This window comes from Streptomyces sp. NPDC045695 (assembly GCF_056432025.1).
This window is the reverse complement of record NZ_JBWKJU010000012.1, coordinates 149,823-165,706: the sequence shown is the minus strand read 5'-3', so window position 1 is coordinate 165,706 and position 15,884 is coordinate 149,823. Positions and strand designations below refer to the sequence as shown.

Annotated in this window: 15 protein-coding genes; 9 read left to right on the top strand and 6 right to left on the bottom strand. The window is 73.7% G+C overall.

All coding sequences use genetic code 11. The features are described from left to right. The first annotated feature begins 114 nt into the window (after positions 1-114). The 4 genes from AC07DU_RS21775 (at position 115) to AC07DU_RS21760 (ending at position 4,440) form a co-directional block, all read left to right on the top strand. Positions 115-1,389, top strand: a complete 1,275-nt coding sequence (locus AC07DU_RS21775) for an aspartate kinase (RefSeq protein WP_360900612.1) — start codon at positions 115-117, stop codon at positions 1,387-1,389. Further along, positions 1,386-2,459, top strand: coding sequence for an aspartate-semialdehyde dehydrogenase (locus tag AC07DU_RS21770; protein ID WP_479112988.1), 1,074 nt, complete (start codon positions 1,386-1,388; stop codon positions 2,457-2,459). Before AC07DU_RS21775 ends, AC07DU_RS21770 begins: the two co-directional genes overlap by 4 nt. Before the next feature lie 167 nt (positions 2,460-2,626). Further along, positions 2,627-3,361 carry a SigE family RNA polymerase sigma factor gene (locus tag AC07DU_RS21765; protein ID WP_479036188.1) on the top strand — a complete coding sequence of 245 codons (735 nt, stop codon included), beginning with the start codon at positions 2,627-2,629 and terminating at the stop codon, positions 3,359-3,361. Further along, positions 3,358-4,440: a hypothetical protein gene (locus AC07DU_RS21760; protein WP_479112986.1), complete on the top strand. Its 1,083-nt coding sequence runs from the start codon at positions 3,358-3,360 to the stop codon at positions 4,438-4,440. Before AC07DU_RS21765 ends, AC07DU_RS21760 begins: the two co-directional genes overlap by 4 nt. Before the next feature lie 41 nt (positions 4,441-4,481). Here AC07DU_RS21760 and AC07DU_RS21755 read toward each other — a convergent pair whose 3' ends face one another. Both AC07DU_RS21755 and AC07DU_RS21750 read right to left on the bottom strand, forming a co-directional pair. Beyond that, positions 4,482-5,249, bottom strand: coding sequence for an SURF1 family protein (locus AC07DU_RS21755; protein ID WP_479112984.1), 768 nt, complete (start codon positions 5,247-5,249; stop codon positions 4,482-4,484). 34 nt (positions 5,250-5,283) lie between these two features. Beyond that, complete coding sequence (locus AC07DU_RS21750; protein ID WP_479112982.1) at positions 5,284-7,089, bottom strand: S9 family peptidase; 1,806 nt, start codon at positions 7,087-7,089, stop codon at positions 5,284-5,286. 100 nt (positions 7,090-7,189) lie between these two features. Here AC07DU_RS21750 and AC07DU_RS21745 point away from each other — a divergent pair, with 100 nt between their 5' ends. The 4 genes from AC07DU_RS21745 (at position 7,190) to AC07DU_RS21730 (ending at position 9,971) form a co-directional block, all read left to right on the top strand. Then, the gene (locus AC07DU_RS21745; protein ID WP_360900627.1) at positions 7,190-7,357 is read left to right on the top strand and encodes a hypothetical protein; all 168 of its coding nucleotides are present in this window, start codon (positions 7,190-7,192) and stop codon (positions 7,355-7,357) included. Positions 7,358-7,416: 59 nt separating this feature from the next. Continuing rightward, on the top strand, positions 7,417-8,742 hold the full coding sequence (gene codA / locus AC07DU_RS21740; protein WP_479112980.1) for a cytosine deaminase: 1,326 nt from the start codon (positions 7,417-7,419) through the stop codon (positions 8,740-8,742). A gap of 6 nt (positions 8,743-8,748) precedes the next feature. After that, positions 8,749-9,333 carry an HD domain-containing protein gene (locus AC07DU_RS21735; protein ID WP_360900634.1) on the top strand — a complete coding sequence of 195 codons (585 nt, stop codon included), beginning with the start codon at positions 8,749-8,751 and terminating at the stop codon, positions 9,331-9,333. 125 nt (positions 9,334-9,458) lie between these two features. After that, positions 9,459-9,971: a DUF5956 family protein gene (locus AC07DU_RS21730; protein ID WP_360900637.1), complete on the top strand. Its 513-nt coding sequence runs from the start codon at positions 9,459-9,461 to the stop codon at positions 9,969-9,971. A gap of 19 nt (positions 9,972-9,990) precedes the next feature. Here the strand turns inward: AC07DU_RS21730 and AC07DU_RS21725 are convergent, their stop codons facing one another. The 4 genes from AC07DU_RS21725 to AC07DU_RS21710 are packed head-to-tail and all read right to left on the bottom strand — an operon-like array spanning position 9,991 to position 14,596. Continuing rightward, entirely contained in the window at positions 9,991-12,273 is a 2,283-nt protein-coding gene (locus AC07DU_RS21725) for a bifunctional polysaccharide deacetylase/glycosyltransferase family 2 protein (protein ID WP_479112977.1), read from the bottom strand. Positions 12,274-12,312: 39 nt separating this feature from the next. Beyond that, the gene (locus tag AC07DU_RS21720) at positions 12,313-12,867 is read right to left on the bottom strand and encodes a hypothetical protein (protein ID WP_479112975.1); all 555 of its coding nucleotides are present in this window, start codon (positions 12,865-12,867) and stop codon (positions 12,313-12,315) included. Positions 12,868-12,881: 14 nt separating this feature from the next. Then, positions 12,882-13,778 carry a hypothetical protein gene (locus tag AC07DU_RS21715; protein WP_479112973.1) on the bottom strand — a complete coding sequence of 299 codons (897 nt, stop codon included), beginning with the start codon at positions 13,776-13,778 and terminating at the stop codon, positions 12,882-12,884. Continuing rightward, positions 13,775-14,596: an RNA polymerase sigma factor gene (locus AC07DU_RS21710; protein ID WP_479112971.1), complete on the bottom strand. Its 822-nt coding sequence runs from the start codon at positions 14,594-14,596 to the stop codon at positions 13,775-13,777. The genes AC07DU_RS21715 and AC07DU_RS21710 overlap by 4 nt, the downstream gene beginning before the upstream one ends. A gap of 140 nt (positions 14,597-14,736) precedes the next feature. On the opposite strand from AC07DU_RS21710, the gene AC07DU_RS21705 reads away from it, so the two are divergent. After that, entirely contained in the window at positions 14,737-15,792 is a 1,056-nt protein-coding gene (locus AC07DU_RS21705) for a M4 family metallopeptidase (RefSeq protein ID WP_479112969.1), read from the top strand. Positions 15,793-15,884: the final 92 nt, after the last annotated feature.

Sequence of the window (15,884 nt, the reverse complement as noted above, 5' to 3'; positions counted from 1 at the left end):
CCTGCGGGAACCGATTCTTTGATCCTTTCGTCTCATGATGTGGTACGAAGCAGTCGGATCGCGGTCGGTCGTTAGACTGCCCCAGCAATGAGACGGACTGAGCGAGGAGCGCACGTGGGCCTTGTCGTGCAGAAGTACGGAGGCTCCTCCGTAGCCGATGCCGAGGGCATCAAGCGTGTCGCCAAGCGGATCGTGGACGCCAAGAAGAACGGCCACCAAGTGGTCGTCGTGGTGTCCGCGATGGGCGACACGACGGACGAGCTGATCGATCTCGCCGAGCAGGTTTCCCCGATGCCTGCCGGCCGTGAATTCGACATGCTGCTGACCGCCGGAGAGCGGATCTCCATGGCCCTGCTGGCCATGGCGATCAAAAACCTGGGCCACGAGGCCCAGTCGTTCACGGGCAGCCAGGCAGGCGTGATCACCGACTCGGTCCACAACAAAGCGCGCATCATCGATGTCACGCCGGGCCGTATCCGCACCGCGCTGGACGAGGGCAACATCGCCATCGTCGCCGGTTTCCAGGGCGTGTCCGCGGACTCCAAGGACATCACCACCCTGGGCCGCGGCGGCTCGGACACCACCGCCGTGGCGCTCGCCGCGGCGCTGGACGCCGAGGTCTGCGAGATCTACACCGACGTCGACGGCGTCTTCACCGCGGACCCCCGCGTCGTGAAGAAGGCCCGGAAGATCGACTGGATCTCCTCCGAGGACATGCTGGAGCTGGCAGCCTCCGGTTCCAAGGTGCTGCTGCACCGCTGTGTCGAATACGCACGCCGATACAACATCCCGATCCACGTCCGCTCGTCCTTCTCGGGACTGCGCGGTACCTGGGTCAGCAACGAACAGCCGCAAGGGGACGAGCAGGTGGAGCACGCCATCATCTCCGGAGTCGCTCACGACGTCTCCGAAGCCAAGATCACGGTCGTCGGCGTCCCGGACAAGCCGGGTGAGGCCGCGGCGATCTTCCGCGCCATCGCGGACGCCGAGATCAACATCGACATGATCGTGCAGAACGTCTCCGCGGCCTCCACGGGCCTCACCGACATCTCCTTCACCCTCCCCAAGACCGAGGGCCACAAGGCCATCGACGCCCTGGAGAAGGCGAAGGGCGCGATCGGCTTCGACTCCCTGCGCTACGACGACCAGATCGGCAAGATCTCCCTGGTCGGCGCCGGCATGAAGACGAACCCGGGCGTCACCGCCTCCTTCTTCCAGGCGCTGTCCGACGCGGGCGTCAACATCGAGCTGATCTCCACCTCGGAGATCCGGATCTCGGTCGTGACCCGCCAGGACGACGTCAACGAAGCCGTCCGCGCCGTGCACACGGCCTTCGGCCTCGACTCCGACAGCGACGAGGCCGTCGTCTACGGAGGCACAGGACGATGACCCGGGTCCGGTCCTCCGCCCCGGCACTCGCCGTGGTCGGGGCGACCGGAGCGGTGGGCGGTGTCCTGCTCCAGATCCTGTCCCAGCGGGCGGACGTCTGGGGCGACATCCGCCTGATCGCCTCCGCGCGCTCGGCCGGCCGCATGCTGGCCGTCCGCGCGGAGGAGACCGAGGTGTTCGCCCTGACCGAGGACGCCTTCGACGGCCTCGGTCCGGGTGACGTCGCCGTCTTCCTGACCCCGGCAGCGGTCTCGGCCCGGTGGGCTCCGCTCGTCACCGCGCGCGGTGCCGTCGTCGTCGACCAGTCCGCCGCCTTCCGTGAGGACCCCGAGGTCCCGCTGGTGGTGCCCGAGGTCAACGGGCACGCCGCGCGGATCCGGCCGCGCGGGATCGTCGCCGGGCCGGAATGCGTGACCGCCGCCATGATCGCGGCCCTGGGCGCGCTGCACGCCGAGTACTCCCTCGCCGACCTGGTGGTCTCCTCGTACCAGGCCGCGAGCGCCGCGGGCCGGGCCGGAACCGGGGCGCTGCGCCGCCAGCTCGCGTTGGTCGCCGGGACCGCCCTGGGCGAGCAGACCGGTGACGTACGCCGGGCCGTGGGCGAGGACACCGGCCCCTTCGCGGCTCCGCTCGCCCTCAACGTCGTGCCGTGGTCCGGCGAGCTGCGCGCGGACGGCTGGTCCTCGCACGAGCTGGCCGTACGGGCGCAGACCCGCCGGATCCTGGAGCTGGAGCAGCTCCCGGTGGCGGTGACCTGCGTACAGGTGCCGGTGCTGACCGGGCACTCGCTGACCGTGCGGGCCCGGTTCGAGAACGAGGTGGAGGTCCGGCGCGCCCGCGAGATCCTGGAGGCCGCGCCCGGTGTGGTGCTCGTGGACGACCCCGCGGCCGGGGAGTTCCCCACCCCCGCGGACGCCGCCGGGACGGATCCGGCCTGGGTGGGGCGGGTGCGGGCCTCGCTCGACGACCGTCACGCCCTGGAGTTCTTCGTGTGCGCCGACAATCTCCGCAAGGGCGCTGCCCTGAATGCCACGCAGATCGCGGAACTGATCGCGGGTGAATTTGCGTAATTCGCTTTGTAGGATCGGTCCTGATCCCTTGATCAAGGTGATGGCCCGACCGCCGTCTCGATAAGACGGGGCAATCGGGAAGAGCGGGTACGCATGAGGGCAACAGGGATCTCGCTGAGGGTGCCTCACGCGTACAACCCTGACGGGGGGACGCGTGTCCTACAGGCGTGGCAGAGGCACTTCTCGAATGGGCCGTCCTACCGGCGCGCACCGGGATCATCCCGTCGCGCCGGGGGCCGCGTGCGCCCGGCGGCGGTTTTCCCGTGATCGTGCCCGTCCCACAGACGGGGACCTCCGAGGCGCCCGTACGGACCGCCGTACCGATCCGGGGCGGTCTCGTGCCCGCACCGCGCGAAAGCGCTGAGTCGGGCACGAGCGGCAAGGGCGAGACGGCCGAGGTGGTGGCCGGCACCACCGTCGACCACCTCACTGCCACCTATCAGGCGCACTACCGCTCGCTGCTCGGCCTGGCCGCTCTGCTCCTCGACGACACCGCCTCCTGCGAGGACGTGGTCCAGGAGGCGTTCATCCGCGTGCACTCGGCGCGCAGCCGGGTGCGCGACCGGGAGAAGACCCTGGCGTACCTGCGCCAGACCGTCGTGAACCTCTCACGGTCCGCCCTGCGCCGCCGCATCCTGGGCCTGAAGCTGCTGTCGAAGCCGATGCCGGACATGGCGAGCGCCGAAGAGGGCGCCTACGACCAGCTGGAGCGGGACGATCTGATCAAGGCGATGCGCGGACTGCAGCGCCGCCAGCGCGAGGTGCTGGTGCTGCGCTACTTCGCGGACATGACGGAAGCCCAGGTCGCCGAGACGCTCGGGGTATCGCTCGGCTCGGTGAAGGCGTACGGATCGCGGGGCATTGCCGCGCTGAGGGTGGCGATGGAGGCTGCGCAGTCATGAGGGACGACCACACTCCGCCGGGCGGGGCGAGCGAGGAAGAGGCCCTGCGGGGGCTGCTGCACGGGGCCGTCGAGGGCCTGGAGCCCTCCGCCGGCGCACTGGAGCGGCTGCGGTACGCCGTCCCCGCGCGCCGGACCCTGCGGCGCCAGGCCCTCGTGGGCGCGGCCGCGGTCGTGCTGCTCGCCGGAACCGCGATCCCGGCCGCCCTGCACCTGACGGGCGGCGAGGGCACGCCCACGGACCACCCGGCCATGGCGGGGCACGGCGCGCACTCCGGTGACAAGCCGGGCGCGGTCCCGTCCGACCCGCACCAGAACGGCGCGGGGGCCCAGCCGAAGTCCAGCGGTTCCTTCGGCGGCGTCCCGGACGCCGGCGGCGTCACCGGGCAGCCGGACGCCACCGCAGACGGTTCCCCGGCCGGCGGTGCGACGGCGGGCGGGACGGACCCGGGCGCCTCGGGCGGCTTCGCGGGGGCGGCCGGCGCGGCCGTGGCCTCGGGCGCGATGCCGCCGGTGGCCGCGCCGGGAGTGCCGGTGTGCGGGGCCGCGCAGCTGGGGGTGGTGGGCTCGGCCCGCGCGCCCCAGGCCGACGGCAAGGTGTACGGCAGCTTCAAGGTCACCAACGTCTCGGCGCAGGGCTGCGCCGTCACCGGCGCGGACACCGTGACGGCGGCGGGCGTGGCGACGGGCCAGGGCGCCGCCGGGGTCCCCGTCGTCGGCCATACGGCGGGCGATCCGGCCAGCGGTCTGCCGGATCCGCGGGCCCAGGAACCGGTGCTGATGCTCTCGCCGAACACGGCCTACGAGGTCCGGTTCGCCTGGGTCCCGTCGGGGGACCCCTGCCCCGCGGCGACCTCGGGCGGCGACCCGAAGCCGCCTGCCGACACGGCGAAGGGCACGGGGCCGGACGGCAGCGGGACGGGTGCGCGCACGCAGACGGGCGCCACGCCCCCGGCCCCGCCGAGCGGGGTCGCGGTCTCGCACACCCCGTCGGCGGGTTCCCCCACGACGCAGACGACGATCCCGCAGGCCTGCGGCGGCACGGTCTACCGCACGGGCGCGATCCCGGTCACCGAGTAGCCCCGGTCACCGAGCGGCCCCGGTCACCGAGCGGCCCCCGGTCAGGAGGCGGCCTCGGCCTCCAGCAGGCCCGCCTCGGCGTCGCGCAGGGTCTCCACCTCGCGCCGGTAGAGCCGGAACCACATGAAGAGCACGAAGGCGACGAAGACGAACCACTCGCCGGTGTAGCCGAGGTTCTGGAAGGCCTTCAGGTCCAGCCCGCTGTTGACCGGCGCCTGCGCGGGCACCGGGAGCATGCCGTCCGCCGGGCTCTGCACGGTCAGCCAGGCGTCGTACAGGTCGTACGGGACGAGGTTGACCAGCGAGGCCGCCCCGATCACCCCGAGCTGCCCGGCCGGGAGGCCGCCCTGGGAGTGGGCCCCCTTGGTGCCGGAGTTCTCCGAGGCCTGCAGCGCCCCGGTGACCTCGACGCGGCCGGTCGGCGCGGCCGGCGCCTTCGCCGGGTCGGCCACCCCCGGCAGCCAGCCCCGGACCACCGGGACGGCCTTGCCGGAGTCGGTCTTCAGCAGGGTCAGGACGTAGAAGCCGGACGCGCCGTCGAGCCGCCGCTCGGGCACGAGCAGCTGTTCGCCGTACTCCCCGGACGCGGAAGCCAGCCGCCCGGAGGTCTTCTTGTCCACCGGGAGCAGCAGGTCCAGGGGGGTGACGGCCTGGTCGGCGGGCCGCTCGGCGGTCGCCTCCCGGTGACTGTCCACGCGGTCCTCGAACCGGCCGAGCTGCCAGGACCCCATGAACAGGCAGAAGGGAACGGCGAGAGCGACGAAGACGTTGATCCCCCACCAGCGCGGGGTCAGGAGAAACCGGTGCACCCCACCACCGTACGGGGGGCGCACCGGACCTCCCTTAGCGGGGCAGGTGCTTCAGCGCGAACTCGATCTCCATCCGGACCTGCTTGATCCGCTCCTCCACCACCAGCGAGCCGTGCCCGGCGTCGTACCGGTACACCTCGTGCACCGCCCCGCGCGCGGCGAGCCGGTCCACGTAGTTGTCGATCTGCCGGATGGGACAGCGCGGGTCGTTGACGCCGGCCGCGATGTGCACGGGCGCCTTCACCGCGTCGACGTAGGTGAGCGGCGAGGACGCCTCGAAGCGGTCCGGAACCTCCTCCGGCGTACCGCCGAAGAGAGTGCGGTCCAGGGCCTTCAGCGCCTCCATCTCGTCGTGGTAGGCCGTCACGTAGTCCGCGACCGGTACGGCGGCCAGCCCCACGGCCCAGGCCTCCGGCTGCGTGCCCAGGCCCAGCAGCGTCAGGTACCCGCCCCAGGAGCCGCCCGACAGCACGAGGCGCGCCGGGTCCGCGAGGCCGCAGGAGACCGCCCACTCGCGGACCGCCGCGATGTCCTCCAGCTCGATCAGGCCGACGCGATGCTTGAGGGCGTCCGTCCACGCGCGGCCGTAGCCCGTCGAGCCGCGGTAGTTGACCCGCACCACGGCGAAGCCGTGGTCCAGCCAGGCCGCCGGGGCTGCCGCGAAGGCGTCGTGGTCGTGCCAGGTCGGCCCGCCGTGGATCTCGAAGACCGTCGGGAAGGGGCCGTCGCCGCGGCCGGCCGGCCGCTGCGCCAGCGCGTGGATCCGCCCGCCGGGGCCCTCCACCCACACGTCCTCGACCGGCACCGAGCCGGGCGGCCGGAAACCGGGCGGGTCCAGGACGCACCCGCCCGCGGTGGACCGTACGGACGAGGGCTCGGCGGCCGACGACCACAGGTACTCCACCGACCCGTCGGGCCGCGCGGTCGCTCCCGAGACCGTCCCCGGCGGCGTGTCCACCCGTACGAGGTCGCGCCCGGCCAGGTCGTAGCGCCACAGCTCGCTGCGGGCCTCGAAGCTGTGCACGACCAGCAGCGCGGAGCCGTCGGGATACCACTCGGCGCTGACGTCGCCCGGCAGGTCGACCGCGAGCTCCTGCTCGGCGCCGGTCGCCACGTCCCACACCATCGGTTCCCAGCGGCCGCGGCGCTGGTGGCCCACGAGCAGCCGGGTGTCGCCGGCGACCGGGGCGAAGCCCAGCACGTCCAGGCCCAGCTCCTCGGTGCCGCCCCGGGTGTCGTCCAGTTCGGCGACGGTGGTCCCGTCGAGGGTGAGCACGCGCAGGGCCGCGTGCATGGCGTCACCGTGCTCGGTGTGCTCGACGGCCACGAGCGTCCCGTCGCGGGACAGGTCGCCGACGCCGGCCGACTCCCGGTGCCGGTAGATCACCGTGGGCGCGGATCCGTCCGGCCGGACCACGTGCACGGTCGAGCCGTCCTCGTCGGTGGAGCGTCCCACGACCGTCGTCCCGTCGCGGCCGATGGCCAGGCCGGCGGGGTACGAGGGCTCCAGGCCGGGGGTGGCCGGTTCGTCGGGGCCGCCCGCGAAGGGCTGGCGCACCCAGGTGCCGAACTCGTCGCCGTCCGTGTCGGAGAACCACCAGATCCACTCCCCGTCGGGCGAGAGCGCACCGTCGGTGGTGCCGTTGGGCCGGTCGGTGGCCTGGCGCTGTGCGCCGGTGGCACGGTCCCAGGCGTAGAGCTCGAAGGTGCCGGTCGCGTTGGAGACGAAGAGCGCACGGTCGGGGGCGTCCTCGGCCCACTCGGGCAGGCCCACGCGCGGTGCCCGGAACCGCTTCTCCCAGTCGGGCATCTCGGGGGTGATCTCGCTGTCGCTGGTCATGCGCCCCATTGTGGCCGCAGCGGCCCCCGGGATGCCGAATGCCCCGAACGGGCGCACAGTGAACCCGTACGCCTGAATTCCGCTCCGAGGAGGAGTGATCATGGCCAAGAAGGCCCGTGGCGGCCATCACCTCCACCAGGACTCCGAGCGCGCGATCGCGAAGAACACGGCTGCCGAAGCGCGTGCGAAGGCCGCCGCCAGGGACGCGCAGTCGCTCTCCGCGAAGACCCGGGGCATGCAGCAGAAGGCGCAGGCGAAGCGCGGCTGACCACGGCGGCCGGGGCGTAACGGCGCGCGCACGGGCGGGCGGCGTGCTTATCTGGCGCCATGCGGATGATCGTCCGGGGCGCCCGGCTGCTCCACACCACCGGCCCGTCCACCGGCCCGTCCACCGGCCTGTCCGACGTCGAGGTCGGGGAGGACGGCCGGATCGCGCGCGTGATCCCGTACGACGACCAGAAGGAACCACCGGCCACCGGCGTCCTCATCGAGGCCCACGGCGGCCTGCTCTGCGCCCCCTTCGTCGAGCCCCACATCCATCTCGACACGGCGCTGACCGTCGGCGAACCGCGCCCCAACGCCTCCGGCACCCTCTGGGAGGGCATCGCCTGCTGGAGCGAGCGCAAGCGGACCCTGACCCGCGAGGACGTGATCGCGCGGGCGAGCGAGGTGCTGCGCTGGCAGGCGGCCCAGGGCGTGCTGCACGTCCGCACCCACTGCGACATCACCGACCCGTCCCTCACCGCGCTCGACGCGCTGCTGGAGGTGCGCGACCGGGTACGGGACGTCATGACGCTGCAGATCGTGGCGTTCCCGCAGGAGGGCATCGTCTCCTTCCCCGGGGGCGAGGAGCTGCTGCGCGAGGCGGTGGCCCGCGGGGCGGACGTGGTCGGCGCGATCCCGCACTTCGAGGACACCCGCGAGGACGGGGTGGCCTCGCTGCACACGGTCTTCGCGCTGGCCGAGGAGCACGGCCTGCGGGTGGACGCGCACTGCGACGAGATCGACGACGAGCAGTCCCGTTTCGTGGAGGTTCTGGCCACCCTGGCCCTGCGCTCGGGGCTGCGCGAGCGGGCCACGGCCTCGCACACGACGGCCATGGGCTCCTACAACGGCGCGTACAGCTACAAACTGCAGCGGCTGCTGGCCCGTTCCGGAATCAACCTGGTCTCCAACCCCTTCGCCAACCTCGGCCTCCAGGGGCGCTTCGACGACTACCCCAAGCGGCGCGGCCTCACCCAGGTCAAGGAGATGCTGGCCGCGGGGGTCAACGTGGCCTTCGGCCACGACGACGTGATGGACCCCTGGAACGCGCTGGGGACCGCCAACCCGCTCCAGACCGCCCTCGTCGGGCTGTACGCCGCCCAGCTCACCGGCGCGGACGAGATCCCGGTGGCCTTCTCTATGGTGACGGACCGCGCGGCGCGCGTACTGGGCCTGTCCGCGGCGGAGTACGGCATCACCGCGGGCGCGCCCGCCTCCTTCGTCCTGTTGCCCGTACCGTCGCCCGAGGAGGCCGTGCGCCGACAGGTCCGCCCCCGGTACGTCGTCTCGCACGGCTCGGTCCTCGCCGAGACGGCCCCGGCCCCGACGCGGCTGAACTGGCCGGGGGAGCCCCCGTCGGAGGTGGACTTCGCACGCCGCCTACGCTGACGCCCCATGACATGGAGCCTTGACACCCGATCAGCCCGCGCCGCCTACGAGATCGCGTCCGAGTACGCGGACACGGCGCTCCTGAACCACTCGGTCCGTTCCTACGCCTTCGGGGCGCAGTACGCCGACCAGCACGGCCTGGAGTACGACGCCGAGCTCTTCTACGTCAGCGCGCTGCTCCACGACCTGGGCCTGACCGCGCCGTTCGACAGCCACACGCTCCCGTTCGAGGAGGCGGGCGGCCACGTCGCGCGCGTCCTGACGGCCGGGCTGGGCTGGCCGGCGGCCCGCCGGGCCCGCGCCGAAGAGATCATCGTCCTGCACATGCGGGACGACGTGACGGCGGCCGAGGACGTGGAGAGCCACCTGCTCCAGGTCGGCACGAGCGCCGACGTCTCGGGCCTGCGCGTGAGCGCGTTCGACCCCGCCTTCACCGAAGCCCTGCTCAAGGCCCACCCCCGTGCGGGCTTCGGCCCGTCCTTCCTGGCCCTGGTCGAGGACCAGGCGGCCCGCAAGCCCGACTGCGCGGCAGCCGCCTACGTCGCGGGCGGCGCGGCCACCCGCATCGCGGCGAACCCGCTGGACGCGTGACGGCGCGTAGCCCGCGGAGCCGCGGCCGATGGTCCGCCGCCGCGTCCCGGCGGCGGACCCACGGCGTCGGCACGGACCTGCGCCAGGTCACGCACATCCGCCACCGCGTCGGATAGCGTGCCCGCATGTCGTGGGACGAGGACGGAACACCCCACCCGCTGGCGCTGCGCCGCACCGGCCGCAGCGAGCTGGAGCCGGACCGGCTGCCCGAGATCCGCGAGCTGGAGGTGCTGGGCTGGGAGCCCGCGCCCGAGGACCTGCGCTGGGTGTTCCTCCCGTACGTCTGGCCCCCGGCGGCCCGCACCTGGATCCCGGACCGCTCCACCCACTGGGCGGTGGACACCGCGCTCGACGGCCACGGCCACATCACCGGCGTCGAGTGCGCCCCGCTCCCCGAACCCGACCTGCGCGAACTCGACCAGGAGGCCGACGCGGCCCTCGCCGCCCTCGGCCTGCCGCCCCGGCCCCGCGGCCGCCTCTGGCTGCTCCGCCCGGTCGGCCCCTTCCCGACGGTGAGCGCGGTCCTCGACCACCTCGACGCGATGGCCGCCGAACGCGCCGTGCAGGCCGGTCCCTCCCCGGACTTCCTGGCCCTGACCCGCGCCGAACTCGCCGCGCTGGCAGGGGCGCAGGACTAGCGGGCGGTGGCCCTGACGGTCAGTGCTGCGGCGGCCACGGTGCCACCTCGTGCGCGTCCTGCGGGTACCAGGGCTGGACTGGGTCGTATGCCAGGGGCGCCGGTACGGGAGCCGGGACGGGCGCGGGCGCCGGTACGGGCGTCGGTGCGCGTGCGGGCCCGGGCGCCGGTGCGGCGGCCGGCATGCGGAGGCTGCCGTAGCGCTCCATGCGCTGCCAGCGCAGGCGCGATCCGGCGATGGCCGTGAACACGGACTGGATGACGACCAGGTACATCAGCTGGCGGTACACGAACTGCTGGAGCGGCAGGCTCCACAGGGCCCCGGGCCGTTCCTTGTCGAGGTGGAAGGCGTAGAGCCCCATCAGGACCTGGAGCAGGAGGAACGCGCACCACAGGCCGAGGATGCGGACCGGGTCCAGGAAGACCAGCCCGAAGACGGCGATGATGTCCACGACGGGCGCGAGCAGCGGCAGCAGCACCTGGAACATGAGCAGGTAGAGCAGCCCGCGGCGGCCGAGCTTTCCGGCCTGGCCCCGCTGGGCGAGGGCGCCGCGGTGCTTCCACATGGCCTGGAGGGTTCCGTAGCACCAGCGGTAGCGCTGTTTCCACAGGGCGCCGAGCGAGGCGGGGGCCTCGGTCCAGGCGATGGCACGCTCCTCGTAGACCACGCGCCAGCCGTCGCGGCACAGTGCCATGGTGAGGTCGGTGTCCTCGGCGAGGGTGGTGTCGCTGACGCCGCCGACGCGCAGCAGGGCCTCGCGCCGGAACGCGCCGACCGCGCCCGGCACGGTGGGCATGCATTCGGCGAGGTCGAACAGGCGCCGGTCCAGGTTGAAGCCGACGACGTACTCGATGTGCTGCCAGCGGCCGAGCAGCCCGCCGCGGTTGACGACCTTCGCATTGCCCGAGACGGCGCCGACGCGCCGCTGGGCGAAGGGCTGGACGATCATGCGTACCGCGTCCGGCTCGAAGACGGTGTCGCCGTCGACCATGACGAGCAGGTCGTACGAGGCCGCGGCGATGCCGGTGTTGAGCGCGGCTGGCTTCCCGGCGTTCTCCTGGCGGATGACGCGTACGCCGGGCAGCCGCAGGGCCTCCACGATGTCCGCGGTGCCGTCGGTGGAGCCGTCGTCGACCACGATGATCTCCACCGGATGGTCCGACGCCAGCAGGGAGCGGACGGCGGCTTCGATGCCGGCGCTCTCGTTGTAGGCGGGCACGATGATGCTGACGGGTTCGGTGACCACCCGGCCCCACGGCTTGCGGCGCGTCCGTACGTGCCGGCGCGCGGCGACGAACACCGCCACGGCGCGCAGCACGCTGATCGCGCCGGCCGCCCACAGCAGCCAGGAGAGCGCTTCGAGGACCCAGTCGCTGGCGCGCAGCGCGTTGATCAGGGCGGTTCCCTGCCACCGGTCGACGGCCGAGGCCGGCCGGGTGGGCGCGGGAAGGCCGACGGCCTCGCTGACCGTGGTGAATCGGAAGCCGCCCGCCTTGAGGCGGGGGATCAGCTGCTCCAGTGCGGCGACCGTCTGCGAGCGGTCGCCACCCGCGTCGTGCATCAGCACGACCTGGCCGTCCGTGCCCTGCGGGGTGGAGTTGGCGACGATCCCGGCGACGCCCGGGCGGCGCCAGTCCTCGCTGTCCTGGGTGGTCAGGACGGTGAGGTAGCCGTCCAGGCCCGCCTGGACGACGGTGTTCCAGCCGGCGTCGTCCAGCGCCTCGTTGGTGGAGGAGTAGGGCGGGCGCAGCAGCGGGGTGGTGATGCCGGTGGCGCCGGCGATGACGAGCTGGCTCTCGCGCAGTTCCAGGGAGCGCCGCCAGTCGGAGGCTGCGCCGAGGTCGGTGTGGGTGAAGGTGTGGACGCCGATCTGGTGGCCGTCCGCGACGATCCGCCGGGCCAGTTCGGGATGGGCGGACACCTGGGCGCCGACGGTGAAGAACGTGGCGCGCACGTCGTTGCGGCGCAGTACGTCCAGGACCTTCGGGGTCCAGACCGGGTCAGGGCCGTCGTCGAAGGTCAGCGCGATCGTGCGGGGCGCGGGACGGGCCGTCCGCCCGGCGGCGCCCTCGACGACCGGCCCTCCGGAGCGGATGGCCTCCGGCACGGACGTGGAGGAGCCGGGCGTACGGGCCGCGCCGTCGGCCGTGGAGTCGAACATGTGCTTGGCGTAGCCCTGGAGGAGCAGCGCGGCCGAGAGGGTGACGACGAGCACGGTCAGCAGCAGCCAGTGGGTGCGCAGCGGGACGTTGCGCACCGTGCTGTGCCGGCCGCGGGGGAGGCGGCGTCGGTTCTTCGACAAGGGGACGAGCTTTCTGCCTGTGGTGAGCGAGCCGGGAGGTCAGGGGCGGACGGTGGGCTTGCCGCCCTGTCCGGGTGCCGAGGTCGGCTTGCCGCGGCCGCTCTGGCCGTTCGCCTGGGTGGGGGCGGGCCCGGTGGTGGCGGAGGGGGCCGGTCCGGTCGTGGCCGTACCGGGCGGGGCGATGGGGCCGCCGGGGTGGGTGGGGCCGGTGGGGCCGGTGGGGGAGGCCTGCGGAGCGCTGCCGGTGGAGGAGGCGGTGCGCTTCGGTGGGGCGGAGGCAGCGGGCTTGCCCTCGGCGGCGGGGGGCCGGCTCGGGGCGGCGTCCGGAGTGCGCGGTGCGGGCAGGAAGGGGGAGCGGACGGTGGGTCCGCCGAACAGCGAGCTGAGCAGGAGGACGACGTAGGCGGCGGCGGGCACGACCAGCAGCCACCCCAGGCGGCGGACCCGGCGCTGGCGTCGGCCCGAGGAGTCCACGAAGACCGGCGCGGGCGCGGCTGTGTGCCCGGGGTCCGGTTCCGCCGGGCCCGGGGAGGCCGCGTAGAGGCGGGGGAGCGGCATCGTGTCGTCGTCCGCGTAACCCGTGGGTGGTTGCATCGGTGGCCAGGTTCCTAGGGGGCCGCCCCGGGCACCGAGGTGGGGTGACCGGTCGGGGCGGGATGGCGGGGCGGGGACGGTTCGGTGGTCGCGGGGGCGGTCGGGTGGCCGCCCTTGGTGTCCGGGGTGTCCCGGGTGTCCGGGGTGCGGGTGGCTCCCGGGCCCGGCTTGTCGGGCTTCCTGCCCGCGTCCCGCCCGCCGGGCTTCGTGGGCTCGGCGCCGCGCGTGCCGTCCGTGGGCTGCGGGGCCGGCGAGCGGTCGGGTCCCGCGTCCTGGACGCCGACGACGGGGCCGCAGTACTCCGGTACGGCGCCCTGCCCTCCCGCGGCCGCAACCAGGGGGGCGAACCGGTGGTCGGCCAGCACCACGGCGGGCTGCGCGCCGTCGGCCGCGACGTAGGCGCGGCACAGGTCGGCCAGATCGGGTGTGACCGGGGTCGCGGGACGGGACAGGAGTCCCGCGGAGGATTCCCCGGGCTTCCTGGCGGAGGCCGAGGCGGAGGGCGTCGGTCCGCCACTCGCGGGGCCGCCCCCGAGGGCGGCGGGCAGATGACCCGTACCGGCCGCGACGGCGACACCGCCGACCGCGGCGGCGGCCAGTGCGGCGGCGACCTTCACGCTCAGGAGCATCGCCGGCGTGCGCAGGGACCGCGTGGACCGCACGGACCGCGTGGACCGGGATCGCCATCGGCGGAATGCCGGGGCCGGGGCCGGAGCGGGGTGGAGACGAGCCGCCCGGAACATCGCCACGGCCTGCTCCTCGCCGGCCTGCTCGCCGTCGGCCGTCGGCGCCGAGAGGGCGGCGAGAAGCCCCGCGAGGGCTTCGTGGCCGGGAGCGAGATCGGCTCGTGCACCGTCGAGCAGCTGCTCGGCCGTGTCGTGGTCGATGCGGCGGGATCGGTGGGTGCTCATCTCGTGTCCTTCAGCGTCGAAGCCGCCGCTGGTGTCACTCCTCGACGGAAATTCCTTCCGCGTGGCCGAGGCGCACCCGCCCCACCCGTACCCCCCGGCCGGCTCGCCGCCTGCTGTTCGAGCAGCTGGGCCAGCGTGCGCAGGCCTCGGTGCGCCGCCCTGCGCACCGCACCGGCCCGCTTGCCCAGCACCCGGGCCGCGCTCTGCGCGTCCAGGTCCATCACCACCCGCAGGAGCACCGCCTCCGCCTGTACGCGGGGCAGCGCGGCCATCAGGGCGAGCGCCTCGGCGGTGGCGACGCAGACAGGCGCCGCGCCCTCGCCGTCCCCGGACCCCAGCCGGTCGGGCGGCCCTTCGACCAGGGGGCCTTCAACCGGTATGCCCACGACCGGTATGCCCACGCCCGGCGGACCCTGGGCGGGTATGCCCTCGCCCGCCACGCCCACGCCCCGCTGCCCGGCCGCCGCCCGCCGCAGCCCGCTCCGCCGACGGCGCGGCAGTTCCATCGCCCGGCTGCGCCCGACGGCCGAAACCCAGCCGCGGAACGCGTCGTAGTCCCCGCTGAACGACCCCAGCTCGCGCGCGATCCGCAGCCACGTCTCGGACGCCACCTCCCCGGCCTCCTCGCCGGCCAGCAGGGTCAGATACCGCAACAGCCCCGGCTGCACCGCCCGGAACAGTGCCAGGAAGGCCGCGTCGTCTCCCCGTCGCGCCGCCGCGAGCACGCCGGACATGTCTGCCCCGGCTCCCGGGTCCCGCACCGCCCCCGGGATCCGCGCTCCGCTGCCGGCCTCACCGAACTCCTCCGCACTGTGCACGCGGGACATGATGCGGCACTTCGTGGAACGCAGGGGGGTACGAGGTCTGGCCAAAGACGGCCCGGTTGAGCAAAGATCGCGTCCGCACCGCGCCACCCGTGAAATCTCCGGCGCGCCACATCCATCACAGGAGGATGTCCATGTCCCGCCGTTCCCCCCGCGGCCTGACCGCTGCGGCCACCGCCGCCGCGGCTCTGCTCACCCTGGCCGCACCGGCCTCGGCGTCGGCGCCCGCGCCCGCCTCCGCTCCCGCCGCGGCGCTGCCCCAGGGCAGCATCTTCATGGTCAACCCCGTGCAGTCCTCGGGCGATCAGACGCTCCTCGACGCCAAGGACTCCGCCGGCGCCGTGCCCGCGTCCGCCTACACCACGGCCGCCCTGCGCAACCTGGACGCCAGCGGCGGGCTGTCCGGGAAGTGGGCGTACGTCAAGTCGGAGACGGGCGCGCCCGCGGCGGTCGCGGACGCCACCCGGTACAACCGCGCCGACGACCAGTTCGAGCAGGTCATGGCCTACTTCTGGGTCAACGAGGCACAGGAGTACCTCCAGGGCCTGGGCTTCGGCAGCGAACTCCCCGGCGCCAACGACCGGGTCCAGCCGGTCCGCATCAACCAGTTCGGCGCCGACAACTCCTTCTTCACCGACAAGAAGGCCGAAATACGCTTCGGAAAGGGCAGCGTCGACGACGCCGAGGACGCCGAGGTGATCGTGCACGAGTACGGGCACGCCGTGCACCACGCGCAGGTCCCCGGCTTCGGCACCTCGCCCGAAGCCGGCGCGATAGGCGAGGCCTTCGGCGACTACCTCGCCGTGGAGGTCGGCGCCCATGCCGACGCTGTCTACGGATGGCCGCGGAAAGCGGACCTGGCGTGCGTCGCGGACTGGGACTCGATCTCCTACAGCGACGCACCGCACTGCCTGCGCCGCATCGACGGCAACAAGGTCTACGCGGACCGGGTGGGCGAGGTCCACGCCGACGGCGAGATCTGGTCGCGCGCCCTCTTCGACATCCGGGGCGCCCTGGGGGCCCGTACCGCCGACCGCATCATCGTGAACGCGCAGTTCGGCTTCGCACCGGACACCAGCTTCGAGGCCGCCGCCCGGACGACGATCGCGACGGCGCAGCGCATGTACGGCACCTCCGCGGCCGGCGCCGTCCGCGCCGCGTTCAAGGCACGCCAGATCCCGGGCGTCTGACCGTCCGGATCCAGTCGGTGGCGTCCGTACGCCGAGACGGACGCCCACGCCGCGCAGGGGCCTGATCCAGTGCGGGGATCAGGCCCCTGACC

Excerpts from the sequence above, each read along its gene's own strand:
- AC07DU_RS21730 (WP_360900637.1), top strand. The coding sequence starts at position 9,459 with ATGTCGTGGGACGAGGACGGAACACCCCACCCGCTGGCGCTGCGCCGC.
- AC07DU_RS21770 (WP_479112988.1), top strand. The coding sequence starts at position 1,386 with ATGACCCGGGTCCGGTCCTCCGCCCCGGCACTCGCCGTGGTCGGGGCG.
- AC07DU_RS21745 (WP_360900627.1), top strand. The coding sequence starts at position 7,190 with ATGGCCAAGAAGGCCCGTGGCGGCCATCACCTCCACCAGGACTCCGAG.
- AC07DU_RS21705 (WP_479112969.1), top strand. The coding sequence starts at position 14,737 with ATGTCCCGCCGTTCCCCCCGCGGCCTGACCGCTGCGGCCACCGCCGCC.
- AC07DU_RS21750 (WP_479112982.1), bottom strand. The coding sequence starts at position 7,089 with ATGACCAGCGACAGCGAGATCACCCCCGAGATGCCCGACTGGGAGAAG.
- AC07DU_RS21715 (WP_479112973.1), bottom strand. The coding sequence starts at position 13,778 with ATGAGCACCCACCGATCCCGCCGCATCGACCACGACACGGCCGAGCAG.
- AC07DU_RS21720 (WP_479112975.1), bottom strand. The coding sequence starts at position 12,867 with ATGCAACCACCCACGGGTTACGCGGACGACGACACGATGCCGCTCCCC.
- codA (WP_479112980.1), top strand. The coding sequence starts at position 7,417 with ATGCGGATGATCGTCCGGGGCGCCCGGCTGCTCCACACCACCGGCCCG.
- AC07DU_RS21735 (WP_360900634.1), top strand. The coding sequence starts at position 8,749 with ATGACATGGAGCCTTGACACCCGATCAGCCCGCGCCGCCTACGAGATC.
- AC07DU_RS21760 (WP_479112986.1), top strand. The coding sequence starts at position 3,358 with ATGAGGGACGACCACACTCCGCCGGGCGGGGCGAGCGAGGAAGAGGCC.